Source organism: Leucobacter luti, assembly GCF_050310065.1.
In the GTDB taxonomy this organism is placed as follows: domain Bacteria; phylum Actinomycetota; class Actinomycetes; order Actinomycetales; family Microbacteriaceae; genus Leucobacter; species Leucobacter luti_B.
This window is the reverse complement of record NZ_CP190007.1, coordinates 2,609,557-2,635,425: the sequence shown is the minus strand read 5'-3', so window position 1 is coordinate 2,635,425 and position 25,869 is coordinate 2,609,557. Positions and strand designations below refer to the sequence as shown.

At 68.8% G+C, this 25,869-nt stretch carries 24 protein-coding genes and 1 tRNA gene; 16 read left to right on the top strand and 9 right to left on the bottom strand.

Annotated elements, in window-relative coordinates; all coding sequences use genetic code 11:
* Positions 1–9 precede the first annotated feature (9 nt).
* A complete protein-coding gene (locus ACOPJ3_RS11955; protein WP_427869390.1) occupies positions 10–630 on the bottom strand; it encodes an SMI1/KNR4 family protein in 621 nt (206 codons plus the stop codon).
* 84 nt (positions 631–714) lie between these two features.
* On the opposite strand from ACOPJ3_RS11955, the gene ACOPJ3_RS11950 reads away from it, so the two are divergent.
* Positions 715–1,794 carry an ankyrin repeat domain-containing protein gene (locus ACOPJ3_RS11950; RefSeq protein WP_427869389.1) on the top strand — a complete coding sequence of 360 codons (1,080 nt, stop codon included), beginning with the start codon at positions 715–717 and terminating at the stop codon, positions 1,792–1,794.
* Here ACOPJ3_RS11950 and ACOPJ3_RS11945 read toward each other — a convergent pair.
* Both ACOPJ3_RS11945 and ACOPJ3_RS11940 read right to left on the bottom strand, forming a co-directional pair.
* A complete protein-coding gene (locus ACOPJ3_RS11945) occupies positions 1,782–2,804 on the bottom strand; it encodes a DMT family transporter (protein ID WP_427869388.1) in 1,023 nt (340 codons plus the stop codon). The two genes, ACOPJ3_RS11950 and ACOPJ3_RS11945, sit on opposite strands and share 13 nt — an antisense overlap.
* On the bottom strand, positions 2,801–3,379 hold the full coding sequence (locus ACOPJ3_RS11940) for a TetR/AcrR family transcriptional regulator (protein ID WP_427869387.1): 579 nt from the start codon (positions 3,377–3,379) through the stop codon (positions 2,801–2,803). Before ACOPJ3_RS11940 ends, ACOPJ3_RS11945 begins: the two co-directional genes overlap by 4 nt.
* Before the next feature lie 99 nt (positions 3,380–3,478).
* Here ACOPJ3_RS11940 and ACOPJ3_RS11935 point away from each other — a divergent pair, with 99 nt between their 5' ends.
* Positions 3,479–4,099, top strand: a complete 621-nt coding sequence (locus ACOPJ3_RS11935) for a DinB family protein (protein WP_427869386.1) — start codon at positions 3,479–3,481, stop codon at positions 4,097–4,099.
* 199 nt (positions 4,100–4,298) lie between these two features.
* On the opposite strand, the gene ACOPJ3_RS11930 is transcribed toward ACOPJ3_RS11935, so the two are convergent.
* Positions 4,299–5,015 carry a hypothetical protein gene (locus ACOPJ3_RS11930; RefSeq protein WP_427869385.1) on the bottom strand — a complete coding sequence of 239 codons (717 nt, stop codon included), beginning with the start codon at positions 5,013–5,015 and terminating at the stop codon, positions 4,299–4,301.
* Between the two features lie 80 nt (positions 5,016–5,095).
* On the opposite strand from ACOPJ3_RS11930, the gene ACOPJ3_RS11925 reads away from it, so the two are divergent.
* From ACOPJ3_RS11925 to ACOPJ3_RS11905, 5 genes are all read left to right on the top strand, one after another.
* Positions 5,096–5,752 (top strand): DUF1345 domain-containing protein, encoded by a 657-nt coding sequence (locus ACOPJ3_RS11925; protein ID WP_427869384.1) that lies wholly within the window; start codon positions 5,096–5,098, stop codon positions 5,750–5,752.
* Positions 5,753–5,815: 63 nt separating this feature from the next.
* Positions 5,816–6,538, top strand: a complete 723-nt coding sequence (locus tag ACOPJ3_RS11920) for a GTP pyrophosphokinase (RefSeq protein ID WP_427869383.1) — start codon at positions 5,816–5,818, stop codon at positions 6,536–6,538.
* 35 nt (positions 6,539–6,573) lie between these two features.
* Positions 6,574–7,341: a phosphotransferase gene (locus tag ACOPJ3_RS11915; RefSeq protein WP_427869382.1), complete on the top strand. Its 768-nt coding sequence runs from the start codon at positions 6,574–6,576 to the stop codon at positions 7,339–7,341.
* Positions 7,342–7,408: 67 nt separating this feature from the next.
* A complete protein-coding gene (locus tag ACOPJ3_RS11910) occupies positions 7,409–8,323 on the top strand; it encodes a homocysteine S-methyltransferase family protein (protein ID WP_427869381.1) in 915 nt (304 codons plus the stop codon).
* Between the two features lie 35 nt (positions 8,324–8,358).
* A complete protein-coding gene (locus ACOPJ3_RS11905; protein WP_427869380.1) occupies positions 8,359–9,084 on the top strand; it encodes a hypothetical protein in 726 nt (241 codons plus the stop codon).
* Between the two features lie 28 nt (positions 9,085–9,112).
* Here ACOPJ3_RS11905 and ACOPJ3_RS11900 read toward each other — a convergent pair whose 3' ends face one another.
* Entirely contained in the window at positions 9,113–9,889 is a 777-nt protein-coding gene (locus ACOPJ3_RS11900; protein ID WP_427869379.1) for a CPBP family intramembrane glutamic endopeptidase, read from the bottom strand.
* A gap of 249 nt (positions 9,890–10,138) precedes the next feature.
* Here ACOPJ3_RS11900 and ACOPJ3_RS11895 point away from each other — a divergent pair, with 249 nt between their 5' ends.
* The 4 genes from ACOPJ3_RS11895 (at position 10,139) to ACOPJ3_RS11880 (ending at position 15,523) form a co-directional block, all read left to right on the top strand.
* On the top strand, positions 10,139–11,761 hold the full coding sequence (locus tag ACOPJ3_RS11895) for a peptide ABC transporter substrate-binding protein (RefSeq protein WP_427869378.1): 1,623 nt from the start codon (positions 10,139–10,141) through the stop codon (positions 11,759–11,761).
* A gap of 189 nt (positions 11,762–11,950) precedes the next feature.
* Complete coding sequence (locus ACOPJ3_RS11890) at positions 11,951–12,877, top strand: ABC transporter permease (RefSeq protein WP_427869377.1); 927 nt, start codon at positions 11,951–11,953, stop codon at positions 12,875–12,877.
* Complete coding sequence (locus tag ACOPJ3_RS11885) at positions 12,870–13,823, top strand: ABC transporter permease (RefSeq protein WP_427869376.1); 954 nt, start codon at positions 12,870–12,872, stop codon at positions 13,821–13,823. Before ACOPJ3_RS11890 ends, ACOPJ3_RS11885 begins: the two co-directional genes overlap by 8 nt.
* The gene (locus ACOPJ3_RS11880; protein ID WP_427869375.1) at positions 13,820–15,523 is read left to right on the top strand and encodes a dipeptide ABC transporter ATP-binding protein; all 1,704 of its coding nucleotides are present in this window, start codon (positions 13,820–13,822) and stop codon (positions 15,521–15,523) included. Before ACOPJ3_RS11885 ends, ACOPJ3_RS11880 begins: the two co-directional genes overlap by 4 nt.
* 698 nt (positions 15,524–16,221) lie before the next feature.
* Here ACOPJ3_RS11880 and ACOPJ3_RS11875 read toward each other — a convergent pair.
* On the bottom strand, positions 16,222–17,406 hold the full coding sequence (locus tag ACOPJ3_RS11875; protein ID WP_427869374.1) for a multidrug effflux MFS transporter: 1,185 nt from the start codon (positions 17,404–17,406) through the stop codon (positions 16,222–16,224).
* A 119-nt stretch (positions 17,407–17,525) separates the two neighbouring features.
* On the opposite strand from ACOPJ3_RS11875, the gene typA reads away from it, so the two are divergent.
* Positions 17,526–19,430 carry a translational GTPase TypA gene (gene typA, locus ACOPJ3_RS11870; protein ID WP_427869373.1) on the top strand — a complete coding sequence of 635 codons (1,905 nt, stop codon included), beginning with the start codon at positions 17,526–17,528 and terminating at the stop codon, positions 19,428–19,430.
* 158 nt (positions 19,431–19,588) lie between these two features.
* Here typA and ACOPJ3_RS11865 read toward each other — a convergent pair whose 3' ends face one another.
* The gene (locus ACOPJ3_RS11865) at positions 19,589–20,137 is read right to left on the bottom strand and encodes a hypothetical protein (RefSeq protein ID WP_427869372.1); all 549 of its coding nucleotides are present in this window, start codon (positions 20,135–20,137) and stop codon (positions 19,589–19,591) included.
* Entirely contained in the window at positions 20,134–20,616 is a 483-nt protein-coding gene (locus tag ACOPJ3_RS11860; protein ID WP_427869371.1) for a hypothetical protein, read from the bottom strand. The genes ACOPJ3_RS11865 and ACOPJ3_RS11860 overlap by 4 nt, the downstream gene beginning before the upstream one ends.
* Positions 20,617–20,759: 143 nt before the next feature.
* On the opposite strand from ACOPJ3_RS11860, the gene ACOPJ3_RS11855 reads away from it, so the two are divergent.
* The 4 genes from ACOPJ3_RS11855 (at position 20,760) to ACOPJ3_RS11840 (ending at position 25,216) form a co-directional block, all read left to right on the top strand.
* Positions 20,760–21,317 (top strand): TetR/AcrR family transcriptional regulator, encoded by a 558-nt coding sequence (locus tag ACOPJ3_RS11855; protein WP_427869370.1) that lies wholly within the window; start codon positions 20,760–20,762, stop codon positions 21,315–21,317.
* A gap of 212 nt (positions 21,318–21,529) precedes the next feature.
* Positions 21,530–21,606, top strand: a tRNA-Pro gene (locus ACOPJ3_RS11850).
* Between the two features lie 180 nt (positions 21,607–21,786).
* Positions 21,787–24,429, top strand: a complete 2,643-nt coding sequence (locus tag ACOPJ3_RS11845) for a DUF6357 family protein (RefSeq protein ID WP_427869369.1) — start codon at positions 21,787–21,789, stop codon at positions 24,427–24,429.
* A gap of 46 nt (positions 24,430–24,475) precedes the next feature.
* Positions 24,476–25,216, top strand: coding sequence for a VIT1/CCC1 transporter family protein (locus tag ACOPJ3_RS11840; RefSeq protein ID WP_427869368.1), 741 nt, complete (start codon positions 24,476–24,478; stop codon positions 25,214–25,216).
* 17 nt (positions 25,217–25,233) lie between these two features.
* Here ACOPJ3_RS11840 and ACOPJ3_RS11835 read toward each other — a convergent pair whose 3' ends face one another.
* Complete coding sequence (locus ACOPJ3_RS11835; RefSeq protein ID WP_427869367.1) at positions 25,234–25,776, bottom strand: hypothetical protein; 543 nt, start codon at positions 25,774–25,776, stop codon at positions 25,234–25,236.
* Positions 25,777–25,869 lie beyond the last annotated feature (93 nt).

The window sequence follows — 25,869 nt, the reverse complement described above, 5'->3', positions numbered from 1 at the left end:
CGGCCCGGATCACCGTTCGAGCCACAGCCCGTCGGGCTCGTCGATCCTGAATCGACCCTCGTCGAGGGCTACGGCGAAGTGCGACAGCCACGCGCGAAACGAGGGGAACTCCGGGGCGGGCGTCGGCCCGTCGATCGGCATGTAGATGACCTGACCGGGGGTTCCCGCGGGGAGTGGATCGAGGTCGAGCCCGTAGCCCTGACCCTCGGCCTCCACGAACTGGAGCCAACCGCGGCAGTTGGAGATCGGCCGCACCCGATCCGGCGTCATCCAGTCGATCGTGTCTTCCAGGTCGTCCCCGAGCGCATCGACCAGCAGCTCCGAGTGCTCGATCATGGCGTCGACGCTCATGAGGGTGAAGTGGTCGAAGAAGTCGAGTAGCTTCGTTGGGTTGTCCTGGCCGTCGTGCCGGCGCAGGCTCGCGGCGAAGTCCTCGGGGAGCGGCTTTCCCGTGGTCGCCGAGAGGCGCGCGAGGTCCTCCTCGGAGGCGGGGCCGCGCAGCGTTGCCGCCACGGCGGGGACCCGGTCGTGGAGCACGCGCTCGATGATGTCCCAGGCTGCGTCGATCGTGAGCGGTTCGGGCGAGGATCCGGATCCGGACCCGGGATCAACGTTCGGATCAGATGGCATATGAGTAGCCTATGAAGATATCCAGGCCGGTGAGCGGCGACACGGTGGGCTCGCGGGCGGAAACCGACATGAAAGGTGACCCAGGTGGCGCGTAAGCGGAAGACCCTCCCGAAGGACTTTGAGGAGATGCTCGAGACCGCGTCGCTCGCGGAACTGCAGGCCGTGTTCGACACGCGCGAGCTCGACGCCCGCGGCGGCTTCCAGAAGCAGACCGCGATCGCGTTCCTCGAGTGCCCCGACGAGCTCATCGAATGGCTCGTTGAACAGGGACTCGACGTCGATGCGCGCGATGACTCGGGGAGAACCCCGCTCGCGGTCCGCGCGATGACGGTGGCGCCGAAGCCGCTCGCCCAGATCCCGCTCCTCCTGTCGCTCAGCGCCAATATCGAGGCGCCGGATCAGTACGGTCGCACGCCCCTGCAGAATGCGGCAGCGGGGCTCCGTGCCGAGGCCGTCGAGGTGCTTCTCGAGCACGGGGCCGCAGTCGAGGGGTCGGACTGGACCCCGACGAGCATGCTCAAGAAAGCGATCGCGGGAACCGAGACCGCCTGGATCCCGCAGGCGGTGAAGGTCTCCCGGCTGCTCATCGAGCGCGGCGCCAATCCGCAGAGCGACCACGGCTTTTTCCGCGAAGAGGTGGAGCGGATCGGCAAGAGTTTCGAGTTCCACCGCGGCAACTTCTCTTCGGAGCTGTACGCCAGCACGGAGGCGGGGCTCGAGGAGCTGTACGAGATCTTCGAGGTTGAACCCGTCGCGCGGCGGGTCGAGTACGACGGCCGTTCGCCCATCGAGGTGCCGAGCGGCAGGTGGCAGGATCAGCACGAGGCCCTCTGGGAACTGCTCGTGCCGAGCAACGGCCCGGCGGCGACGGAACAGGGCGAGGTCATCCGCATCTCCGGCCGGGTCGCCGACGAGATGCTGCGCAACGGGGGAGCGAACTGGGGGCGCGACTTCCGTGCGATGGTCGACCGCTTCCGCGAGATCCTGGCGGGCGGCAACGCCCTCCCCGCCCCAGACCTCGCGGAGCTCGACGCGCTCGCGGGGCCGCTCCGGGACGGCACGGGCGAGACCCGGATCCTGAACCGCATGGCGGAGCTCGGCGTCGCCTGGGTCGCCGCGAACCCGGATCCGAGGCCCCTGGGCGAGGTGGACTACGCGCGCTGAGCGGCCCGCCGGGCTGCCCGCCGCGGCGGCCGCGGACCTGACTGTCGCGCGGCCCGCCGCGGCGCCCGGCGCGGCGCGAGGGCGAGGATCCCGAGCGAGATCCCGATGCCCGCGATCCCGAGCCAGCCGAGCGCGGGAAGCCGCTCGCCCACGATGACGACGGCGAGGACGGTCGCGACCGCTGGTTCAGCGAGCGTGAGCGTCGTGGCGGTGCTCGCCGGCACGCGCGCGAGGCCGTATCCGAAGAGCAGGTAGCCGAGAAACATCGGGATCAGGGCCATGTACGCGGTGACAGCGAGTGGCTGGCCGCCGGAGAGGATCGGCGCCCCGGTCGCGACGAGCACGGGCATGAGGGCGAGCCCGCCGAGTCCGAAGACGGCGCCCATCGCCGCTGGTCGGCCGATCCCGCGCCCGATCAGGCGCCGCACGCACCAGGAATAGAGCGCGTACGTGCCGCCCGCGACGAGCCCGAGGCCGACGCCCACGAGGGTGCTCGCCGTGCCGCCGCCGGCCGCACCACCAGCAGTCGCACCGCCAGGCGGGCCCGCGAGCGCGGTCGCGGCGCTCAGGAGCGCGCAGGACAGGATCCCGAGCGCGGCCGCCGCGGCCCAGCTTCGCCGTGGGCGCCGGCCCTCGATCCAGAGCTCGAGCAAGCCCGAGATGATCGGCGCCGAGCCGAGCGAGACGACCGTGCCGACGGCGACGCCCGCGAGCCGCATCGAGCTGTAGAAGGCGAGCGGATAGATGGCCACCGCCGCGGCCCCCGCGAGGACCACGAGAGCGCCGGATCGGAGCGCTGCGCGCTCCCTGGCGATCAATGGGAAGGCGATGAGCGCCTGCAGGATGCCGCCGATCCCGAGTGCGGCCGCACCCATCGCGAGCGGGCCGACGCCCGGTGCGAGGCTCGCGGCGGTTCCCGTCGTGCCCCAGAGGATCGCGGCCCCGAGTACCGCGGCGGCGCCCCAGCGCAGGCCGGCTGGGTGCGGCACGTGCGCGTCGGCGGGGGTCACACGCCCGCCGTGAGCTGCTCGGCGAGTCTCTTGGCGCGCTCGAGCTGGGCGGTGGTTCCCTCGAGCCCGGCGCGGGCGACCCCGCCCTCGAGGAGGAGGCTCAGGTGGCCCGCGAGTTCGCGCGCCGCGGCTCGGGTCAGGGTGCCGTCGCCCGCGCCGTCGAGCGCGGCGGCGAGGATCGCCTCGACCTCCTCCTTGTGTCGGCGCACGGCGGCGCGCTCGGGGCTACCGGCGGGGAACTCGGCTGCGGCGTTCAGGAGGCCGCAGCCGCGGAACGCCTGGTCGGCGGCACCGCGCGCATGGTCGAGGTAGGCGTCGAACACCGCGAGCACGCGCTCGCGGGGCGTGCTCGCGGCGGCCTCGCGCGCCTCGTGGAGGGCGAGCCACTCGCCGTGACGCTCGTCGATGTAGGTGCTGACGAGGTCGCTCTTCGAGGCGAAGTTGTTGTAGAGGCTCTGCTTCGCCACGCCGGCCTCCGCGGTGATCGCGTCGATCCCGGTCGCGGTGATGCCGCCGGAGTAGAAACGGTGCGCGGCGGCCGAGAGGATGCGATCCCGGGCCGTGATCCTGGGCATGATGGCTCCTTTGCCTGGCTCGTGCGTCCTTTGCTAGGTAGACCAGTCTACCTCACTCGGTCCATTGGGCAAGGCTGGGGCCTGCGTTAGGCTGACCGCATGGATCCCAACGAAGAGATCGACATGCTGCTCGGGCTGCTGCAGCGCGGCCGCGACACCCTGGTATGGAAGCTTGAGGGGCTGAGCGAGTTCGATGCGCGGCGGCCCATCACCCCGACGGGAACGAATCTGCTCGGCCTCGTGAAGCACGTTGCCGCGGTCGAGTACGGCTACCTCACCGAGTGTTTCGGGCGCGACGCCGGGCTGCACCAGCCCTGGATCGACGAGGACGCCCCGGACAACACGGACATGTGGGCGACCGCCGACGAGTCCCGCGAGTGGATCGTCTCCTATTACCAGTCGGTGCAGGTTGCGGACGACGCCGCGGCGCACGAACTCGGCCTCGACGCGCGCGGAACCGTACCCTGGTGGGGCGATCGCGGCAAGGACGTGACCATGCGGCGCCTGATCGTGCACATGATCGCGGAGACGAATCGGCACGCGGGCCACGCAGACATCGTGCGCGAGCTGATCGACGGCAGTGTGGGCTTCCTGCCGGGCATCGGCAACATGCCGACGGGCGACGAACAGTGGTGGAGCGAGTACACGGAGCAGGTCGAGGCCGCGGCCCGCGAGGCGGCCGCGCGGGAGACCGCGGCCGAGGGGGATCCGCATGCCTGACGGGCTCGCTGAACACCCGTTCGCGTACCAGATCACGAAGTCGGGGAGGTGCGCGTGAGCCGGGGCGTTGTTAGCGATTTCGGGGCTTCAGCGGGCCGCGAGGCCCCGAAATCGCTAACAACGACCCCGGCGCGGAGGGTGTTAGCGATTTCGGTTCGAATAACCGCCTATACGAACCGAAATCGCTAACAACAGCGCCTCAGCGGGAGAAGGTGTTGCCCGAGCCCGTGTCGGCGCGCGGCGCCGGCGCACCAGCCGCCCACGACACCGAGTTGTTGCTGCCGCTCACCTCGAGCCCGTCGAGCTCGCCCGTGAACACGACGCTCGCCCCGCTGCCCGCGAGCACGAGGTCGTCTCCGTCGACGGAGTTGAGCTTCGCCCCGTCGCCGTCGATGCGCACGCGCCCGGCCTCGTCCGTCAAGACCACCGTCGCGTTCTTCCCCACGATGTCGAGCGTGTCGAGCTCGTCCAAGTTGAGCGTCACGTCGGCGCCCTCGACGCGCGCCGCGTCCCAGTCGCCGCCCAGCACGGTCACCCCGGACCCCTGCACGACCACGCCGTCGGCGTCGTCGATGTTCGCCTGCACGCCGTCGCCCGTGATCGTGATCACGCCGCACTCCCCGGTCAGCACGAGCGAGGCATTGTCGGCGTCGATCGTCACGTCCTCGTGCTTCATGCACGTGCCGCCCCCGGCGAGCGCCGAGCCCGCATCAGAGCCGGCCTCCGAATCTGCCCCGGATCCGGATCCAGAATCGGCCCCGGATCCGGATCCAGAATCGGCCCCGGATCCGGCGCCGCCGGCGCAGCCCGCGAGCGCCCCTGCCCCGAGCAGCAGCGCCGCCCCAGCGGCGACCCGCAGCGCACCGCGCCCCCGGAGCCGCGGAAACAGTGGACCGGAGATCTCCTTCGCGTTCATCGTTCCACCATAGGCATGTGCGACGACACACGCACCCAGTGCCCTGGCATCGCGGCGCCCCCAGCGCATAGCATCGCCCTATGGATACGCGTGTGATCAGGAGAAGAGCGCTGTGGCGCAGGGTGGCGGCCGTGGTCCTCGGGGCGGGCACCGCGGTCATTGTCGCCCCGCTGCTCGGGATCCCGGCCGGCCTGCTCGCGGGCTGGGGTGTGCTGCTGCTCGTGAGCACGTCGATGCTGCTCGTCGAGGTCTGGCCGATGACGGGTGAGCAGACGCGGGAGCACGCGCGCATCGAGGATCCGGGCCGCCGCTACGCGCGCCTGACCGCGAGCGTCGGCAGCATCGTCAGCCTCGGCGCGGTGATCGTGGTGATCGTGCAGGCCAGGCACGCCGACGGCGGCGAGGCGGTCGCCTTCGCGTGCATCGCGCTCGTGAGTGTCGTCGCCTCGTGGGCCGCGATCCAGACGAACTACATGCTCCACTACGCGAAGACCTACTACGAGGATGACGGCGCCGGGCAGCTCAAGCGCGGGATCGACTTCAACCAGCACGAGGACCCCTGCTACACCGACTTCGCCTATTTCTCGGTCGGGCTCGGCATGACCTATCAGATCTCCGACACGAACCTCTCCCGCAACGAGCTGCGCCGGATCGTCATCGCGCAGACCCTCCTCGCGTACCTGTTCGGCGCGGGGATCCTGGCCACGGTCATCAATCTGGTCGCTGGCCTGGGGTGATTCTGTGTCACACGCCCCGCAACACTCAGGGGCTTCAAATGGATCGCGGCTAGCCTGAGGCCCATGAGCGCACAAACAGCCGTGCCCGACGATGAGATCACGATCTCAGCGAGTGCCCTCCGCACGCTCGGGGACCAGATGCAGCGTTTCCTGCTCGAGTACCGATTCGCCATGCAGGAGGTGGAGACGAAGCTCGCGATCCTTCGCGAGGAGTTCCTCCACATGCACGAGTACAACCCGATCGAGCACGTCTCGAGCCGGGTGAAGTCGGTCGACAGTCTCGTGGACAAGCTGGAGCGGCGCGGGATCGGCAACGACTTCGACGACATCAGGCGCGAGGTGCAGGACATCGCGGGCGTGCGGATCACGTGCTCGTTCATCCGCGACGTGTACCGGCTCTTCGACCTGCTCACCCAGCAGGACGACATCACGATCCTCGAGGTCGAGGACTACATCGAGACGCCGAAGTCGAACGGCTACAAGAGCCTGCACACCATCCTCTCGGTCCCCGTGTACCTCTCGACCGGGCGCGTCGACGTGCCGGTGGAGGTGCAGTTCCGCACGATCGCGATGGACTTCTGGGCGAGCCTCGAGCACAAGATCTACTACAAGTACGACCGCCAGGTGCCGAACTCGCTGACCCGCGAGCTCAAGCACGCGGCGGAGATCGCGGCCGAGCTTGACACGCGCATGGAGCGCCTCCACGTGCAGTTGCACGGCGAGCCTGCCCCCCGCACGGCCCCGCTCGAGCTCAAGGAGATTCGGCGGCACATCCACCCAGCGTGACGCGGGTGTCCGCGGCATCCCTTAGGGTCGAATCCGTGGAGAGTGAACATCTTCCCGGCGGATCGGGCGGCGTCTGGCGCATTACTGCGCCCGACGGGGTGACGCGGGTGCATCGGCCGACCGGCCCGTGGACGCCAGCGGTGCACGCGCTGCTCGCGCACCTGCGGGACCGCGGGCTCGACGGCATCCCCGAGGTCATCGGCCTCGACGATGAGGGCCGCGAGGTGCTCGAGTATCTTCCCGGCGAAACGCTCGATCCCGAGACGGATCAGGTTCCGGATCAGGTACTCGCGGACGCGGCGGCGTGGCTGCGGCGGTTCCACGACGCTGTCGAAAGCTTCCGTCCCGGCCCGCTCGAGTGGCGCCAGGGCGTGCAGGCGCTCGCCGCAGACGAGGTGATCTGCCACAACGATCCTGGGCTCTACAACTGGGTCGTGTCCGGGGGAGCGTTCGCCGGCGTGATCGACTGGGACCGGGCGGGTCCCGGTCGCCCGCTCGACGACCTCGCGTTCTTGTGCTGGTCGGGGGTTCCGCTTCTGCGCGAGATCCCGCTCGACGACGCCGCACGGCGGGTCGTGCTCGCGGCCTCGGCCTACGGCGGCGTCGCGCCCGAGGAGCTGCTGACCGCGGTCGAGGAGCGGATGGAACTCATCGCGGAGCGCTGGCGCGCCGGCATCGAGCGGGGGGATCCCGGCACCATCGCCCTCCGGGACTCCGGGATCATGGAGCGCCACCTGGCGAGAGTGCGCGAGTTCACGGCCCGCGAAGCCGGGATTGCCGAGCGCCTGCGCGAGCGTTGCTGAGGTCGCGGCGCGGCGAACTGTGGAACACTGGGAGCGACCGGATGGGCGGCAGCGAAGGAGCGACCACGTGACCGAGATCGTACTCACCGACGGCGGAATCGAGACGGCGCTCGAGGAGCGCCTTGGACAGCGGCTCGCCGAGTTCGCCGCCTTTCCGCTCCTTGGCACCGTGTCTGGCCGCGAGGCGCTGCGTGCCTACTACACCCCGTTTATCGAGTTGGCTCGGGATCGTGGCCTGCCGCTCGTGCTCGACACCCCGACCTGGCGGGCGAACCCCGACTGGGGGCGCCTGCTCGGCGCGCGGGCGGAGGAGCTTGAGCTCGCGAACGCCGACGCGGTCGCGCTCGTGCGCCAGACGGCGGAGGAGCTGTGGCCCGAAGGTGAGGTGACGGTGAACGGCTGCGTCGGGCCGCGCTTCGACGAATACGACGCGGGACAGCGGATGTCGGAGGCCGAGGCAGAGGCCTACCATGCCCCGCAGGTGAAGGCTCTCGCGGAGGCGGGAGCCGACCGCGTGACCTCGGTCACGACGCTCGACGCCGCCGAGGGCATCGGGGTCGTGCGGGCGGCGGTGAGCTCCGGCGTGCCCGTGGCCGTCTCGTTCGTGGTCGGCGCGGACGGGCTGCTCGCCGATGGCTCGACGATCGCGGAGGGCATCGACGCCGTCGACGAGGCGACCAATGGGGCCGCCGTCGGCTTCCTCGTGAACTGCGCCCACCCGAGCGAGGTGGAGGCGGGGATCCGCGCCGCGGGATCGGCGGCCGGGCTCGCGCGACTCATCGGCTTCCGTCTCAATGCCGCGCGCGAGGGCGACGAGGGGCCGGTCGACGACCCCGCGGCCTTCGCGGAGGCCGAGCTGCGGCTGCGGGATCTCCTTCCGGGGGCCTCCGCCCTCGGTGGATGCTGCGGCACCGACACCGAGCACATCGCCGCGCTTGCCGACGGCGCGGCGGCCCGCTCGGCGGATTCCCGGCCCGCCTGAACGGACTCCGAGCACCGTTTCGCTAGGCTGGGCCCGTGAGTACAGACCCATTCGAGGAACTCTTCGGCCGCGATTCCACCGAACCGCAGCCGATTCCCGCGCGGGAACGGCTCGCCCACGAGCAGGCCGAGCGGGTGCGGACGGCCCAGCTTCCCACCGAAAAACGCGGGCGCGGGGGCCAGGACTCGGGCGGCCGTGACCGCCGCGACGGTGGCGAGGGGCGGGGCTCCGGAGGGCGAGCGCCGAAGGGCCTGCCCTGGATCGTCGTCGGCGTCGTCGCGGTGCTCGCGATCGTCGCCTCGATCGTTACGGTCAACCTCGTGCGGGCGCAGGATCCGGGATCGTCCGAAGCCACGACGCCCACCCCGACGCAGACCGAGCAGCCCAAGCCGACGAAGACCCCGACGACTGAGGCCCCGGAAAAGAAGAAAGAGGATCCCAATCAGCCGCCGAAGGTCGACGTTGGACCGACGAGCGAGATGCTGATCGGGCCCTGGAACGCGACCTCTCAGTTCCCGCAGCGACTTGGCTCGACGAGCTTTGTGATCCCCGACAACGTGAATCTCACGCTGAGCTCCGACGTGCTGAACTCGTTCCCGGACTCGTGCGCTGACATGCGCGAGGCCTGGGGTGCGATCCGCGCAGAGAATGGGACGTTCCAGCTTCGCAAGCCCGCTGAGCGCTGCGCAGCTGCGCCCGAGCTCTACGACGAGGTGTGGGGGCTGCTCGACGCCTGGGTCAAGACGATCAAGCCGCTGTAGCGGCCAGCCGCTGGGCCGCTCCGGGGTGCTATCCCGCCGCGAACAGGGCGGGCCAGAGCGCCACGGCGAGTCCGTAGCCCACGAAGCTCACGATGTCGAGGATCCAGTGCGCGACGATGAGCGGCAGTGAGCGGCCCCAGCGTTGATACGCCCAGCCGAAGACGAGGCCCATGACCACGTTGCCGAGGAACCCCCCGAAGCCCTGGTAGAGGTGGTAGCTGCCGCGCAGCAGCGCGCTTGAGACGACGGTCGCGACGGGCCCGATCCCGAGCCGCTTGAACCGCTCGAACAGGTAGGCGACGACGATGAGTTCCTCGCCGAGCGCGGCCTGCAGTGCGCGCAGCACCAGGATCGGCACGGTCCACCAGAAGGCGTCGAGCGCCGTGGGCACGACCGTGGTGTTGATCCCGATCCACTTGGCGAACAGGTAGAAGCCGATGCCGGGGATGCCGATGAGGGCGGCGAGGCCCACGCCACCGAGTGATTCGCGGAGCACGCCTGCTGGCCTGCGTCCGCCGAGGCCGAGGCCGGCCAGGTGCGGTTTCGTGCCCCGCCACAGCAGGAAGGCGACGAGTGCCACGGGGGCGAGGCCAAAGGCGATCCCGAGCAACTGGTAGATGAGGTCGAACACCGGGCGTTCGTCGAGCGGCCGGTTGATCGTGGCGGTCTGCGCGGCGAGCGCGGTCTCTCGGGTGACCCGCTCGATGATCGTGACGATCGCGTAGATGCCCGACGCGCCGAAGGAGAGCGCGAGGACGATGGCGATCTCGAATCTCAGCCTGATCCGGTATTGGGGGTGCGTCACGGCTTCAGAGTATCGCTGGGGCCCTGCAGGCACTGTCAGAATTGCACAGTTGCAACGCGGAAGACTCGTAATCGCTTTGAGGTTTACCACAGTAATGGGTCACGAACCCGTTACGGCGGGGTGCCTGTGGACTTGCATGGAACTTCGCATCGGTAGGCTAGAACCTGTCTAGTTGTAGAAACCACATGAGGAATCCCGGGCCGCAATCGTGCAGTCTGTCCAACTGTGGTTCATTCAAGGAGGAAAAAAGTGAAGCGATCACGGATCGGCCTGGGCTTCATCGCCCTGGCGGCCGCAGGCGCGCTCGCCCTGACCGGGTGCAGTGGCAACGCCGGCGGCGGGGGCAAGGGCGGCGAAGGCGACGCCTCGGCGATTATCACCACCAATGGATCAGAGCCGCAGAACCCGCTCATCGCAACCAACACCAACGAGGTGGGCGGCGGCAAGATTCTCGACGAGATCTTCGCCGGACTGGTCTACTACGACGCAGAGGGTGCCCCGCACAACGACCTCGCCGAGTCGATCGAGTCCGACGACGCGACCACCTACACCATCAAGATTCGCGACGACGCGACCTTCTCCGATGGCACCCCGGTCAAGGCGGAGAACTTCGTCAAGGCATGGAACTTCGGCGCTGATTCCGCGAACAACCACCTCAACAGCTACTTCTTCGAGGACATCGAGGGCTTCAGCTACGAGGAGAGCGTCAAGGAGCTCCCGGGCCTCAAGGTCGTCGACGACACCACCTTCACCGTCAAGCTGAACAAAGCCGCCTCGGACTTCCCGCTGCGCCTCGGCTACTCGGCCTTCTACCCGCTCCCCGACGCGGCGTTCGAGGACATGGATGCCCAGGGCGAGAACCCCGTCGGCAACGGCCCCTACAAGCTCGCCGGCCCTGACGCCTGGCAGCACGACGAGCAGATCGAGCTCGTCGTCAACGAGGACTACAACGGCCCGCGCAAGCCGAAGAACGGTGGCCTGACCATCAAGTTCTACGCGACGCAGGACGCCTCCTACTCGGACCTCCTCGGTGGCAACCTCGACGTGGTCGACCAGATCCCCGAGACCCAGCTCGCGAACTTCGAGTCGGACCTCGGCGACCGCGCGATCAACCAGCCCGCGGCCGTGTTCCAGTCCTTCACCATCCCGGAGCGCCTCGAGCACTTCGCGGGCGAAGAGGGCAAGCTGCGCCGTCAGGCCATCTCGATGTCGATCAACCGCGAGCAGATCACGGACAAGATCTTCGAGGGCACGCGTACCCCCGCGAGCGACTTCACCTCGCCCGTCATCGACGGCTGGAGCGACAAGCTCAAGGGCGCCGAGGTGCTCGAGTACAACCCCGAGAAGGCCAAGGAGCTGTGGGCCGAGGCCGACAAGATCGCTCCCTGGAGCGGCAAGCTCGAGATCGCCTACAACTCGGACGGCGGCCACCAGGCCTGGGTCGACGCGGTGACGAACAGCATCGCCAAGACGCTCGGCATCGAGTCGGCCGGCAAGCCGTACCCCAAGTTCGACGTGCTGCGCGAGGAGGTCACGAACCGTACCGTTCAGACCGCCTTCCGCACCGGCTGGCAGGCCGACTACCCGGGCCTGTTCAACTTCCTCGGGCCGTTGTACGCGACGAACGCCTCCTCCAACGATGGTGACTACTCGAACCCCGAGTTCGACAAGCTCATCCAGGAGGGCTCGGTCGACACCGATCCGGCAGCTGCCAACAAGAAGTACCAGGAGGCGCAGGAGATCCTGCTTCAGGACCTCCCGGCCTTCCCGCTCTGGTACGCCAACGTGAACGGCGGCTACGGCGAGAGCGTTGACAACGTCCAGTTCGGCTGGAACTCGGTGCCGCTCTACTACGAGATCACCAAGAAGTAACCCTTCGCACAGAGGCCCCGGGGAGACCCGGGGCCTCCACGCGTTCACCGACCACACGCCGGAATGAACGCGTCCTTTTCACGTGCTGATCCGGGACATCGACGTCCGGAGAGGCTTTTCGCACCACAATTGCGAGAGAATGACTGACATGTCTCAACCCAACACGAGCGAGCGGGGGTGGTCCGGCGCATGCTGAGATACCTCCTCTTCAGGCTCCTGCAGGTGATCCCGGTCCTCCTGGGCACCACCTTCCTCATCTACTTCCTGGTCTTCTTCATGCCGGGAGACCCGATCCTTGCGATGTTCGGCGACAAGACGCCGGACCCCGCAATCGTCGAGCGTTTGCGCGAGCAGTACAACCTCGACAAGCCGTTCATGGTCCAGTACCTGCTCTATCTCAAGGGCATTCTCGTCGGCGACTTCGGCATGAGCTTCTCCGGCCAGGAGGTCTCCTCGATCCTGGCCCGCACCTTCCCGGTGACGATCAAGCTGGCCCTGCTTGCGATGCTCTTCGAGCTCATCCTCGCGGTCTCGATCGGCCTCATCTCGGGTCTGCGCAAGGGTAAGTTCTTCGACAACATCAACCTGATCATCGGCCTGCTCTTCATGAGTATCCCGATCTTCGTGATCGCGTTCATCGCGCAGTGGGGGCTCGGGATCAAACTCGGCTGGTTCCGTGCCACCGTCGGCACGGGCGCGCCGCTGCAGGATCTCATCATGCCGGCCCTCGTGCTCGGCGTGAGTCTCTACCCGACGAGCATGCGCCTGACGCGCGCCTCGGTCATCGACACGCTCAACCAGGACTTCGTGCGCACGGCGTACGCGAAGGGCCTGAGCCGGAGCCGCGTCGTCCCCGTGCACGTGCTGCGCAACTCGCTCATCCCGACGATCACGAACACGGCCACGAACTTCGGCGTGCTCATGGTCGGCGCGACCGTGACCGAGGGCATCTTCAACGTCCCGGGCGTGGGTAATGCGCTCTTCAACGCGATCTTGCGCGGCGACAATTCGCTCGTCGTGTCGTTCGTGACGTTCATGGTGCTCATCTACCTCGGCGTGAACCTGGTTGTCGACCTGCTCTACGCCGTACTCGATCCGAGGATCCGCTATGCCTGAGTCGCAGAACCCGAAAATGGAACACTTCGTCGCCCCGTTCGAGGAGACGCCCGTTGCCGCGGTCGACGCCGTCAAGGTGGAGGCCAAGAAGTCGAACCTCTGGCTCGACGCCTGGCGCGACATGCGCGGCCGCCCGATGTTCTGGATCTCCGCGGTCATCATCTTCGTGGTGCTGCTCGTCGCGATCTTCCCGCAACTCTTCACGAGCGTCGATCCCCGCGCCGCGGATCTCGACCTCTCGAAGAATGGCCCCTCGGAGGGCCACCTGCTCGGCTTCAACGCGCAGGGCCAGGACATCTACTCGCGGATCATCCACGGCACGTCCACCTCGGTGAGCGTCGGCCTGCTGGTGATCGTGATCACGTTCATCCTCGGCGCGATCGCTGGCGCCCTCGCCGGCTACTTCGGCGGCTGGGTTGACACGGTGCTCTCGCGGCTCGGCGACATCTTCTTCTCGATCCCCTACATCCTGGCCGCGGTCATCGTGATGTCGGTCTTCCAGGAGTACCGCAATCCGCTCACGATCGCGTTCGCGATCGGCGGCTTCTCGTGGCCTGTTTCCGCGCGAATCCTGCGGTCCGAGATCCTGCGCGTGAAGAACGCCGACTACGTCATGGCGTCGACGGCGCTCGGCCTGTCGAAGTTCAAGACCCTGTTGAAGCACGTTCTGCCGAACTCGATCGCGCCGCTCATCGTCGTCACGACGCTGTCGCTGTCCTCGGCGATCGTCGCCGAGGCGGTGCTCTCGTTCCTGGGTGTCGGACTCCCGCCGGCTGACTTCATCAGCTGGGGCAACGACATCAGCGCCGCCCAGCGCGACCTTCGGAACGATCCGCAGATCCTCCTTTACCCGTCCCTCGCGCTCGCGACCACCGTGCTCGGCTTTGTCATGCTGGGCGAGGTCGTCCGCGACGCGCTCGATCCGAAGGCGAGGGCCCAGCGATGAGCGAACTGCAGCCGATCCTCAGCGTCCGCGACCTGAAGGTCGAGTTCGGCTCCAAGAAGGAGCGCCGCGAGGTGCTCCACGGGCTGAGCTTCGACGTCTACCCGGGCGAGACCGTGGCGATCGTGGGGGAGTCCGGCTCGGGCAAGTCCACGACGATGCACGCGGTCATCAACCTGCTCCCCGGCACGGGCAAGACCACGGGCGGCTCGATCCTCTGGCAGGGCCGCGAGCTCGTCGGGATCAACCGCAAGGACATGGAGGAGATCCGGGGCCGCGAGATCGGCCTGGTCCCGCAGGACCCCATGTCGAACCTCAACCCGGTGTGGTCCATCGGCTTCCAGGTCGAGGAGGCGATCCGCGCGAACGGGCTCGCCTCCGGCAAGAAGGAGGTGCACGAGCGCGCGATCCAGGTCCTCGAGGAGGCCGGCCTCCAGAACGCCGAGCAGCGGATGCGGCAATACCCGCACCAGTTCTCGGGCGGCATGAAGCAGCGCGCGCTCATCGGCATCGGCCTCGCGGCGAACCCGCAGCTGCTAATCGCTGACGAGCCGACCTCGGCGCTCGACGTCACGGTGCAGCGCGTCGTGCTCGACCACCTCGAGAAGCTCACGAGCGAGCTCGGGACCGCGGTCGTCTTCATCACGCACGACCTGGGCCTCGCGGCGGAGCGCGCCGAGAAGCTCATCGTCATGTACCAGGGCAAGATCGTGGAGTCGGGGCCGAGCCGCGAGATCCTCGAGCGCCCGCAGCACCCGTACACGCGGCGCCTCGTGTCGGCCGCGCCGAGCCTGGCCTCGCGCCGGATCGGCTCGGACGCCCAGCTGCCCGCTGCGCCCACCGAGTCCTTCGACCTCGCGTCGATGGTCGAGGAGGCAGCCGAGGTCAAGCGGGTGCAGCACGGCGAGCCCATGATCGAGGTCAACGGCCTCGGCAAGGTGTACAAGCTGCGCAAGGGCAACTTCGGCACGGAAGACTTCCACGCCGTGTCCGACGCGACCTTCACGGTGAACCGCGGCGAGACCATGGCGCTCGTGGGCGAGTCCGGATCGGGCAAGTCGACGATCGCGAAGATGGTGCTGCAGCTCGAGGAGCCCTCGTCCGGCACGATCCGGATCGCGGGCAAGGAGACCGGCAAGCTCTCGGGGCACGAGCTTTTCAAGCTCCGCGGCAAGCTGCAGCCGGTGTTCCAGGATCCATACGGTTCCCTCGACCCGCTGCACAACATCGGCAACACGATCATGGAGCCGCTGAGCATTCACAAGGTGGGCACGCCCGCGAGCCGGAAGGAACGCGTGCTCGAGTTGCTCGACCAGGTCGCCCTGCCGCGCGAGCTCGCGACCCGCTACCCGAACGAGCTCTCCGGCGGACAGCGCCAGCGCGTCGCGGTCGCCCGCGGCCTCGCGCTCAAGCCCGAGATCCTCGTGCTCGACGAGGCGGTCTCGGCGCTCGACGTGCTCGTGCAGGCCCAGATCCTGGACCTCCTCGCGGAACTCCAGCGCGACCTGGGGCTGACGTACCTCTTCATCACGCACGACCTCGCGGTCGTCCGCCTCATCGCGGACCGCGTCTGCGTGATGCAGCAGGGCCGCATCGTGGAGCAGGCGACCACCGACGAAATCTTCGAGAACCCGCAGCAGGACTACACGAAGAACCTGCTCGCGGCCATTCCCGGGGCGAACATCGAGCTGGGCGTGGCGTAAGCGCCGCTGCATTTGCTGCCTGAGGGGCGGGATCCTGGTGGGATCCCGCCCCTTGGCGTTGGTGGGGTGTTGCGGTATTGCGGTCCTGCGGTCCTTCGGTCCCGCGGTCCTGCGCCGGCTATCGAGTCGGCCGGAAGGCCCCATTCGCGGGCCTGATTGGGGCCTTACGGCCGACTCGGCCGCGGGAATGGGGCTTTAGGGCCGACTCGGCGGGTGGACTCGGGTGGGGTGCGATGCGAGCATGGTGTTCGGGATCCCGCGCCAACACTCCCGACCTCCCTCGAGTCGGCCGAAAGGCCCCTTTCGCGCGATTGATTGGGGCCTTGCGGCCGACTCGGCGGCCGGAATGGGGCTTTACGGCCGACTCGGCGGGCGGCCGCGGGTGGGGTGCGATGCGAGCATGGTGTCCGGGATCCCGCGCCAACTCTCCCGGCCTCCCTCGAGTCGGCCGAATGGCCCCATTCGCGGGCTTGATTGGGGCCTTGCGGCCGACTCGGCGGTGGGAATGGGGCTTTAGGGCCGGCTCGGCGGGCGGCCGCGGGTGGGGTGCGATGCGAGCATGGTGTTCGGGATCCCGCGCCAACTCTCCCGCCCTCCCTCGAGTCGGCCGTAAGGCCCCTTTCGCGCGATTGATTGGGGCCTTACGGCCGACTCGGCCGCGGGAATGGGGCCTTACGGCCGACTCAACGCGCGCCCACTCACTGGCGGGGCGCTAGGAGCGCGCCCGCCCACGCGAGCGCGGCGCAGCCGAGCACGAAGAGCGCCATCGGGAGCGCCGTGTGCTCGCCCCAGGCGCCGACGATCGGGGATCCGATGCTGCCCATCGCAAACTGCCCGGCGCCGAGGAGGGCGGATCCGGATCCGCGCGCCGAGGCTGCCCGGGCCAGCGCGAGCGCGCTCGCGTTCGACATCACGAGCCCCGTGCCGCCCGTCAGGGTGAACGCGCACGCGACGAACGTCGGGATCGTCAATGCCCCGGTCAGCCACAGGATGGTGAACGCGAGTCCCGCGAGCAGCATGAGGCTCGCCCCGATGAGGAGCATGCGGGTCGCGGGGACGCGGCCCGCGAGCCGAGCGTTCAGGAGGTTCGCGAGGATCATCGCGGCCGCGCTCAGCCCGAACGCGAGCGAGTACACGAGCGGCGGCATGCCGAGAATGGTCTGCCCGACGAAGGGCGACGCCGAGATGTAGGACATCATCGCGCCGAATGCGAGGCCGAAGACGAGCATGAGCAGGAGAAAACCGCGGTCGGCGAGGAGCGAGCGGAAGGCGCCGAGCGCGGTCGCGATCCCGGACGCGCGGCGCGCCTCCCTGGGGAGGGACTCCGGCACGAAGATCGCCGCGAGCACGAGCATCGCGACGGCGATGCCGGCGAGCACCGCGAGCACGGCGCGCCAGTCGCCGAGGGTGAGGATCGCGCCGCCGACCGGGGGCGCGAGGAGCGGCCCGAGGCCTACGAACATCGCGATGAGGCTGATGGCCCGGATCGCGGCGGCGCCCTCGGAGAGGTCGACCGCGATGGCCCGCGACACCACGACACCCGCGGCCCCCGAGAGTCCCTGCACGAGACGGAGCGCGATGAACACCTCGATGCTCGGCGAGAACACCATCGCGATGCTCGCGGCCGCGAAGACCGAGAGGGCCAGCACGAGCACAGGGCGCCTGCCGACCTGATCAGAGAGGGGGCCGAGGAGCAGCTGGCCCGTCCCCATGCCGAGCAGGAACGCCGTGAGTGTGAGCTGCACCGAGGAGGGTGCGGCGCCGAGATCCCGAGCGACCTCCGTGAACGAGGCGAGATACATGTCCGTCGCGAACGGCCCGACCGCCGCGAGGAACGAGAGGACCGCGAGCAGGCCGGGGGAGAGGCGGGGCCGCGGGGTCATCCCCAGATGGTATACGATCCGGATCCGAAACCGGCCGTTCACCCGGGCTGGGATCCCGGGCGTGGCGCGGCATGTAGAATAGAACGTTCGCAGTTTCCCATTCGTAAGGAACCCACTCTATGGCGCTCGCCACTCGCGAAGACCTCCGTAACGTCGCAATCGTCGCACACGTCGACCACGGCAAGACCACGCTCGTCGACGCCATGCTGCGTCAGACCAACTCCTTCGACGCCCACGCCGATGTCGACGACCGGGTCATGGACTCGAACGATCTCGAGCGCGAGAAGGGCATCACGATCCTCGCCAAGAACACGGCGATCACCTACGAGGGCGCGCACGCGAAGAACGGCCCCATCGTGATCAACGTGGTCGACACCCCCGGTCACGCCGATTTCGGCGGCGAGGTCGAGCGCGCGCTGTCGATGGTCGACGGCGTCGTGCTGCTCGTCGACGCGTCGGAGGGCCCCCTCCCGCAGACCCGCTTCGTGCTGCGCAAGGCGCTCGAGGCGAAGCTCCCCGTGATCCTCGCGGTGAACAAGACCGACCGTCCCGACGCCCGCATCGAGGAGGTCGAGGGCGAGGCCCAGGACCTGCTGCTCGGTCTCGCGTCGGATCTCTCGGAGGATCACCCCGACATCGACGTCGACGCCGTGCTCGACGTCCCCACCGTCTACCTCTCGGGCCGCGCCGGCGCCGCGAGCCACAACCGCCCCGCGGACGGCGAGCTGCCCGACAACCCGGATCTCGAGCCGCTCTTCGAGACGATCCTCGAGCGCGTTCCGGCGCCGACCTACGATGACGAGCACCCGCTGCAGGCGCACGTCACGAACCTCGACTCGTCGCCGTTCCTCGGCCGTATCGCCCTGCTCCGCCTGCACCACGGCTGGATCAAGAAGGGTCAGACCGTCGCGTGGGTCAAGCACGACGGCAGCACGCAGAACGTGCGTATCACCGAGCTCATGCTCACGAAGGCGCTCACCCGCTACCCGGCCGAGGAGGCTGGCCCCGGCGACATCGTCGCGATCGCCGGCATCGAGGACATCACGATCGGCGAGACCATCGCCGACGCCGAGGACGTGCGCCCGCTCCCGACCATCGTCGTCGACGAGCCCGCGATCTCGATGACGATCGGCGCGAACACCTCGCCGCTCGTCGGCAAGGTGAAGGGTCACAAGCTGACGGCCCGCATGATTAAGGATCGCCTCGACCGCGAGCTCATCGGTAACGTGTCGCTCCGCGTCGTCGACACCGCGCGCCCCGACGCGTGGGAGGTGCAGGGCCGCGGCGAGCTCGCGCTCGCGATCCTCGTCGAGAACATGCGCCGCGAGGGCTTCGAGCTCACGGTCGGCAAGCCGCAGGTTGTCACGCGCGAGATCGACGGCAAGAAGCACGAGCCCTACGAGCACCTCACGATCGACACGCCCGAGGAGCACCTCGGCGCGATCACGCAGCTGCTCGCGGCGCGCAAGGGCCGCATGGAGAACATGGTGAACCACGGCACCGGCTGGGTGCGCATGGAGTTCATCGTGCCGTCGCGCGGCCTCATCGGCTTCCGCTCGGAGTTCATGACCATCACCCGCGGCACGGGCATCGCGAACGCGATCTCGCACGGCTACGACGAGTGGGCCGGCGTCATCACGACGCGCAACAACGGCTCGATCGTGGCCGACCGCTCGGGCGTCGTGACCCCGTTCGCGCTCATCAACCTGCAGGAGCGCATGAGCTTCTTCGTGCAGCCGGCCGAAGAGGTCTACGAGGGCATGGTCATCGGTGAGAACTCCCGCTCCGAAGACATGGACGTGAACATCACCAAGGAGAAGAAGCTCACGAACATGCGCTCCTCCACGGCCGACACCTTCGAGTCGATGACGCCCCCGCGCCAGCTCACGCTCGAGGAGTGCCTCGAGTTCGCCCGCGAGGACGAGTGCGTCGAGGTGACGCCCGAGTCGGTGCGCATCCGCAAGGTCGAGCTCGACGCGACCTCGCGCGCCCGCGCCGCCTCGCGCATCAAGAACCAGAAGTAGCCGCCGCGTACGCACGGAGGGCCCGGTCGCATTCGCGATCGGGCCCTTCGGCGTGTTCGGGGGTGCGGCGTCCGGTGGCCGGGGCCGCCGGCGTTGTTAGCGATTTCGGGGCTTCGGCGGCGCGCGAAGCCCCGAAATCGCTAACAACGGGAGGGGGGCTAGGCCGTCGGTGCGGGTGCGGGTGCGGCGGTCGGTGCCGGATCCTGATCCGGGGCCGGATCGGCGGTGCGGCGCGAGCGCAGCGCGCCGAGCGCCGCGAGTAGGATCCCGACCCCGGCCCAGCAGCTCAGCGTGATGATGCTCTGCCCCGCCCCGTGGCCGTCGAAGAACGCGACGGAGCGGATGAGCGTGCCCGACGCCCCGATCGGCAGGCCCTGGCCGAAGGCGCCCCACGGCTCGGGCAGCCACTGCCAGCCGGTCGCCATGCCGCTCAGGGGGTTCGCCACGAACATCATGATGAGGCCGCCGATCCCGAGCCCCGCGAAGCCGAGCAGCGACTCCATTCCGAGCACAAAGAGCGAGATCGCGGACGTGCCGAGGCTGAGCGCGAGCGAGGTCGCGACGTAGTCGCCGTCGACCGTGCCGAAGCCGAACTGCAGGATCGCGATGATCGCGAAGCCGACGACGCCGGACGCGAGGATCGCGCCGATGATCCGGTGCCAGGGGCGGTGCTTGAGCGTGGTCGAGAGGAGCACGGCCGAGATCATGCCGCCGAACGCGAGCGGCAGGCCGAGGGCGGAGAGGCCGGTCCCATTCGGGTCGTCCGCGGTGAGCGGGCGACGTCGTTCGTCGTGACCTTCATCCCCTGGGCCTCAAGGCCTCTGCCGATTCCCTGCATGAGCGGGACATACGGGGCGCCGGCGCCGCCTGCGACGGTGATGTCGACCGCGCCGTCCGCGCCCACGGAGATCGCGCCGATCGCCTCGCGGTCGTGCACGGCGTCGGCCGCCGACTGCTCGTCGTCGTGGACCGTGACGTCGAAGGCGCTCGGCTGTTTCGCGTCGAGCGTGGCGCCGATCTTCTCGACGACGGGCGCGGGGCCGCTCACGGCGAGCGGCAGATCCTTCGGGCCCGAGTTGATCGCGGGCGCGAGGAAGGCGAGGAGCATGAGCGACACGGCCGCGCCGAGTCCGATCATGACGCCGAGGATCTTGAGCCAGGGGTGCTTGGCGGGGGTGTTGCTCATCCTAATCTCCAGATGGCTTGTGCGTTATGCTGATTCTAAATAACCGGAGCGAACTGCTCCGAATCGCAAGAGGAGCATAACGCTCCGATTAGGACGAAGGCAAGTCGATATCCTGAGAACTTCTGACGCGAGGGGAGAGGGACATGCGCGCTGATGCCGCCGCGAACCGGAGGGATCTGCTCGACGCGGGATGGCGCCTGCTGGCGCAGCATGGTGAGGCGGTCTCGCTGCGAGCGGTGGCCGCGGAGGCGGGCGTCGGGATCGGTACGCTGTACCGCCACTTCCCGTCGCGCGAGGAGTTCCTGCTCGGGGTGTTCGGCGAGGTCGCGGAGCGCATCGGCGGGGTAGCCGCGGAGTGCCTCGCTTCGTGGGAGCGGGATCCGGGCGCCGCGTGGTCCCGTTTCGTGCATGGCCTCGCCGAACTCGAGTACGGGGCTCTCGCCTTCCAGATGGGCAACTACGTGTACCGGAGCGGGCTCATCGACTCGGCTGGGGGCGTGCGCGAGCGCGTCGAGGGCGAACTCGTCGTGGTGCTCGGGCTGGCGCGCGCGGCGGGGTTCCTCAGGGACGGCGTCGAGGTGCGCCGGTTCTTCGCCGGGATCGCAGCAATCACGCGCCCCATGCCCGACCACGTCGACGAGATGCTGCCCGGCCAGTCCGGGTGGCTCGTCGACGTCTTCATGCGCGGCCTCGCGCCGTGAGGCGGGTGCTGGGGCGGTCACTCCGGCCGAGGCCGCGGTCGCGGTCGCGGTTGTTAGCGATTTCGGGGCTTCGCGGGCCGCTGAAGCCCCGAAATCGCTAACAACGGGCGGGGCGGCGACGGCGCTGCGCGCGCAGGCGCACCGCCCGGGATCCCGCGATTTTTGCGGCGGGCCGAAACGCGATAGAGTGTTCCCTGCGCGTCAGCGCAAATCGGGATGTGGCGCAGCTTGGTAGCGCACGTCGTTCGGGACGACGGGGTCGCAGGTTCAAATCCTGTCATCCCGACCACGCAGAGGATCGCCCTTCGGGGCGGTCCTCTTTTTGGTTGGTGCTCTCTCTGCCGAGTCAGAAGCGGTGTCACGGGACGCGCCCCGCTCTTCCTCGCACTCGGAAAGCCCCCCTGCCGCCAACCTTTACATCAACCGTGACTACGCTAGGTGCTGACTGTTTGGGTTGCGAGGAGGCGGAATGCGAGCCCTGAAGTTCAGTGACGACGAGGAGCACGAGGCGAGCTGGGAGGAGGGCTCCGAGACCCCCGGGATCGAGGCCTTCCTGAGTTTCGTGCGCGAGCACGTCAGCGAGGAGAACGAGACGTTCTACATTGAGGACGAGGCGAACTCCGAGATGCTGGCGCTCTGGTTCAATCGCGAGATCGCCGTGCGCGTGCGGGGGAGCGAGGGCGAGATGCAGGAGTTTCACGTCTCGCCCGACGGATATCTCGTGCCACTGGCCAAGGGCTTTATCCACGGCGGATACGACGCCCTCGGTGCGGGGGTCCGCTGGCTCGAGAGCGCGGATCAACTGCCCGACGAGATGTATCGCATCAGCTTCGAAGCAACGCACCTGCGCGGAACCCGTCTCGAGGAGCTGCGCCGCAGGCTCAGGATCCTGAGCCACATCGCGGCGGACGGCGCGGGAGCGCCGGCGCACGCGCCGGGGAGCGAAGCCGTCGAACTCCTCGGCTTCGATACTCCGGCCGGCGACCGCGTGCGTGCGGCCTTCGCCCCTGACGGGCGTGGGATCCTCACCCTGTTTGACGCCGAAAGCACGCTCGCGACGCCAGAGGCGACCGCGTGCTGCGCTGAACTCTTCGAGGGGGTGCCGGCGGAGCTCAGCGCCCTCGATCCCGGCGCCGGCACAGAGCCCGTCACCGCGGTGTTCCTCTTCGACGGCCCCGTCGCGCTGTCGCCGGGTCTCGTGACGCGGTTCAAGCAGGAGCAGTTGGAGACGGATGCGAGCGGGCTCAGGCGGCTCCTCGAGCCGTTCCTCGCCCTTGACGTGTTCTCGCCGGCGACGCTGGCGGATACGACCGACTGGTGGCCCCGCGCGCAGATCGCGCGGGGCTTCGAGGCGGTCCAGGATCAGGAGGCGCGGGCCCGCGCAAGCCGTCCGGTGGCCGATCCCGAGGCGCTCGCGCGGCTGCGCAGCGCCTTCACGCGGTTCGGTTCTCGCGACGATCAGGGCACCCACTACGTGTTCTTCGCCGGTCGCAGCACCGGGCGCGCGGACCCCGAGCGCGACCAGCTGCTCGCGCTGCTGCGCGATGCCGGGCTGCGGCCGGTCGCGAACCCGCCCCAAGCCGCGGAGGGTGAGGTGTGGGTGCCGGTCGATCCGCGCACGGAGGTTGAGTTCGGGGAGGGATCGCAGCTCCTCAGGGTGTTGTCGCGCGCTGGACTCGCCGAGGACTGGTATCGCTGGTGTGATCGGGTCCGCGACTGGTCGGTGGACGCGGAACAGACGTATGAGCAGGACGCGCTGCGCACCGTGCACGGCGGCTTCGCCCCGCTCTCGCTCGCGGAATTCATGCAGGCCTACCGGGACGCGGGCGCGACGGCCACGAAGGGTTCCCAGACCCACGTGAACCCGCGCCACCGCTCGTTCACCGTTGAGGTCGCCGAGGGCCGCACGACGGCGCGGCTCGAGATCGAGCTCGGCCGCGGCCTCAACTCGGAGCAGTGCGCCTTCTCGATCCTGCGCGACGGCGTGCCGCACCGCCTGCCTGAGCTCCTACACGGCACCGCGCACGAGCTCATGCGGCTGCGCGGCGAGCCGATCACGCACTCGGACGCCCCGTTCCCGCGGCCGATCATCAGCAGCCGTAGCCACCTTGAAGTGTCCGCCCGCGAGATCGTCGCGATGATGGGCGAGGTGGCGCGCGCCTGGGACGCCGATCCGGTGCTGGCGGGCGAGATCCGTGGCGACGCTCGGCTCTTTCTCGCGGCGCTCGGAGCCCGCGAGGGGGATCCCGCGCTCGATCGCCTCATCGCCTTCATCGGGGAGACGCCGGGGGTCGATGTCTTCGAAGACGCTGGGCAAGAGAGTCGCTATCTGCTGTTTCCCAGCAGCGGCGTCGAGATGCTGCTCGTCGACGGATCGCTCCACACCGTGTTCGTCCACGCCGTCGAGAGGAGCGATACGCAGCGGCGATACGCCCGCTTCGCGACGCTGGTTGACGGGGTGACGCGGGGCTCCTCGCCGCGAGCAATCGTGCGGGCGCTCGGGGCGCCGGTTAAGGACTCCGAGCGATTCCTCCGCTATCCGGATGAGCAGGGCTTTGTGCAGTTCGACGTCGACGGGGCCCGGATCAGCATGGTGGTCTTCATGCGCGAGGTCGTCGAGGCGCCGCCGCAGGAGATGCCTGCCGAGATCACCGGGGGGATCGCCCCCTTCATCGAGGCGATGGGGAGCGGGATCCTGAGCCCCGAACATCAGCGACTCATCGTGCTCGCGGGCCCCGCCATGGAAACTCACGAGGAGGACCGCGGCGGCGTATCCTGGCGCACCGAGGTATTCCCGAAGACCGGCGTACTGCTGGAGGCCACGGAGGAAGTCCTGGTCGGGGCGCTGATCCGGATCACTGGCAGCGATGGTGACGGCCCCGCGTTCCCGGAGGCCGCGGACCTGATCGACGGAATCAGCCTGCCTGCAAGCCGCGAGATCGTGCGCGAGCGGCTCGGCCAGCCCGTGCGGGCGGAGGAACCCGAGGGGCCCGGATCCGGCTTCGACATGTTTGAGGCCGGCGGTGTGTACCTTCGCGTCGACTACGCGGGAGGCGAGAGCTCGGCCGTCGCCGTCGTAAAGCCAGGGGTGAAGATTCGCAGGTCAGCCTAGCTTTACCTTGCTTGTGGAAGATCCCGAACGGGATCATGATGAGGGCATGAGCAACGAATCGGCCGATCTCGACGCGGTCATCCATCACCTCCACGAAGCGCACACTGAGACTGGCGTGGGGCAGCGCTTGAACTGGCTGCGCGCGGGCGTACTCGGCGCGAACGACGGCATCGTTTCGGTCGCGGGCGTCGTCGTCGGCGTCGCTGCGGCGACCCCGGGCAATATCCCCGCGATCGCGACGGCGGGCATCGCGGCCCTCGTCGCCGGGGCATTCTCGATGGCGGGGGGCGAATACGTCTCGGTGAGCACGCAGCGCGACACCGAGAAAGCCATGATCGCGAAGGAGGTCAAGGAACTCGAGGAGCAGCCCGCGGCCGAGCTCGCCGAGCTGACCGGGCTGTATCGCAAGCGCGGGCTCTCGCCCGAGCTCGCACGCAAGGTGGCCGTCGAACTCACGGAGCACGACGCGCTCGCGGCGCACGCCGAGGTCGAGCTCGGGATTGATCCCGAGGAACTCACGAGCCCCTGGGTCGCGGCGCTCTCCTCGTTCATCTCGTTCACCATCGGCGCGCTCATCCCGCTGCTCATGATCCTGATCCCGTTCGGAAACGCGCTCGTGATCACGGCCGCAGCCGTGGTGCTCGGGCTGTTCCTCACGGGATGGATCAGCGCCAAGCTGGGAGGGGCCCCGCTCCTGCCCGCGATCCTGCGGAACGTGCTGATGGGCTCGGCGACGATGGTGGCGACGTACCTGATCGGCCTCGCGTTTGGCGTCGCGATCGGGTAGCCGTGTGCGGCGCGGCGCTAGTTTTGGCCGTACTCGAGCCCGATGTCCCGGATCGTCAGCCCGCCCGGCAGTTCCCCGTGCTCGAACCAGTGCCGGAACACCGGGGTGATCTGGGCCGAGGTCCAGACCTCGTGGGGAAATACCCACACCGAGTGCTGGCCGATCGACACCTCCTCCTCGGGTTCCGCCGGCCGCGCGCCGGGATCCTGCGTCACACCCTTCCAGCTCCCGCGCGCCGCGCGCCCGATCGCGAGCTGCCGGAAGCTACCGTCGATCAGCCTGCGAGCCTCGAAGGTCATCCGGCCTCTTCGCCCGCCGACCTGGAGATACTCTTCCGGCCAGTGGTCGAAGTCGATGCCCGGCAGTCGGTAGTCGCCGTCGAACGGGGCGGGGAGCGGTGCCCACACCGCGGCCCACGCCTTCCGTCCGTCCAGATGGGTGAAGGCGCTGCTCTTGGCGAAGGGGTTGCCCGGGTTCAGGGGATCCGGGAGGGCGAAGCTTGTGCGCCCGTTCCTGCCGTAGACGAGCTGCACATGTGTCGGCGTAGAGTCCTCGCTCATGCGTCCAGTCTGCCATGCGGGGCCGATCCGCGGCCGACCCGCGCCCTCGACCTGCCCCGGACCCCCGCTCCGCCCCCTGAGTTGACCCAAAGT

Coding starts and splice junctions, on each gene's coding strand:
- ACOPJ3_RS11955 (WP_427869390.1), bottom strand. CDS start 630: ATGCCATCTGATCCGAACGTTGATCCCGGGTCCGGATCCGGATCCTCG.
- ACOPJ3_RS11940 (WP_427869387.1), bottom strand. CDS start 3,379: ATGCCCAGGATCACGGCCCGGGATCGCATCCTCTCGGCCGCCGCGCAC.
- ACOPJ3_RS11935 (WP_427869386.1), top strand. CDS start 3,479: ATGGATCCCAACGAAGAGATCGACATGCTGCTCGGGCTGCTGCAGCGC.
- ACOPJ3_RS11930 (WP_427869385.1), bottom strand. CDS start 5,015: ATGAACGCGAAGGAGATCTCCGGTCCACTGTTTCCGCGGCTCCGGGGG.
- ACOPJ3_RS11925 (WP_427869384.1), top strand. CDS start 5,096: ATGGATACGCGTGTGATCAGGAGAAGAGCGCTGTGGCGCAGGGTGGCG.
- ACOPJ3_RS11920 (WP_427869383.1), top strand. CDS start 5,816: ATGAGCGCACAAACAGCCGTGCCCGACGATGAGATCACGATCTCAGCG.
- ACOPJ3_RS11890 (WP_427869377.1), top strand. CDS start 11,951: ATGCTGAGATACCTCCTCTTCAGGCTCCTGCAGGTGATCCCGGTCCTC.
- ACOPJ3_RS11885 (WP_427869376.1), top strand. CDS start 12,870: ATGCCTGAGTCGCAGAACCCGAAAATGGAACACTTCGTCGCCCCGTTC.
- ACOPJ3_RS11880 (WP_427869375.1), top strand. CDS start 13,820: ATGAGCGAACTGCAGCCGATCCTCAGCGTCCGCGACCTGAAGGTCGAG.
- ACOPJ3_RS11875 (WP_427869374.1), bottom strand. CDS start 17,406: ATGACCCCGCGGCCCCGCCTCTCCCCCGGCCTGCTCGCGGTCCTCTCG.
- typA (WP_427869373.1), top strand. CDS start 17,526: ATGGCGCTCGCCACTCGCGAAGACCTCCGTAACGTCGCAATCGTCGCA.
- ACOPJ3_RS11865 (WP_427869372.1), bottom strand. CDS start 20,137: ATGATCTCGGCCGTGCTCCTCTCGACCACGCTCAAGCACCGCCCCTGG.
- ACOPJ3_RS11860 (WP_427869371.1), bottom strand. CDS start 20,616: ATGAGCAACACCCCCGCCAAGCACCCCTGGCTCAAGATCCTCGGCGTC.
- ACOPJ3_RS11855 (WP_427869370.1), top strand. CDS start 20,760: ATGCGCGCTGATGCCGCCGCGAACCGGAGGGATCTGCTCGACGCGGGA.
- ACOPJ3_RS11845 (WP_427869369.1), top strand. CDS start 21,787: ATGCGAGCCCTGAAGTTCAGTGACGACGAGGAGCACGAGGCGAGCTGG.
- ACOPJ3_RS11840 (WP_427869368.1), top strand. CDS start 24,476: ATGAGCAACGAATCGGCCGATCTCGACGCGGTCATCCATCACCTCCAC.
- ACOPJ3_RS11835 (WP_427869367.1), bottom strand. CDS start 25,776: ATGAGCGAGGACTCTACGCCGACACATGTGCAGCTCGTCTACGGCAGG.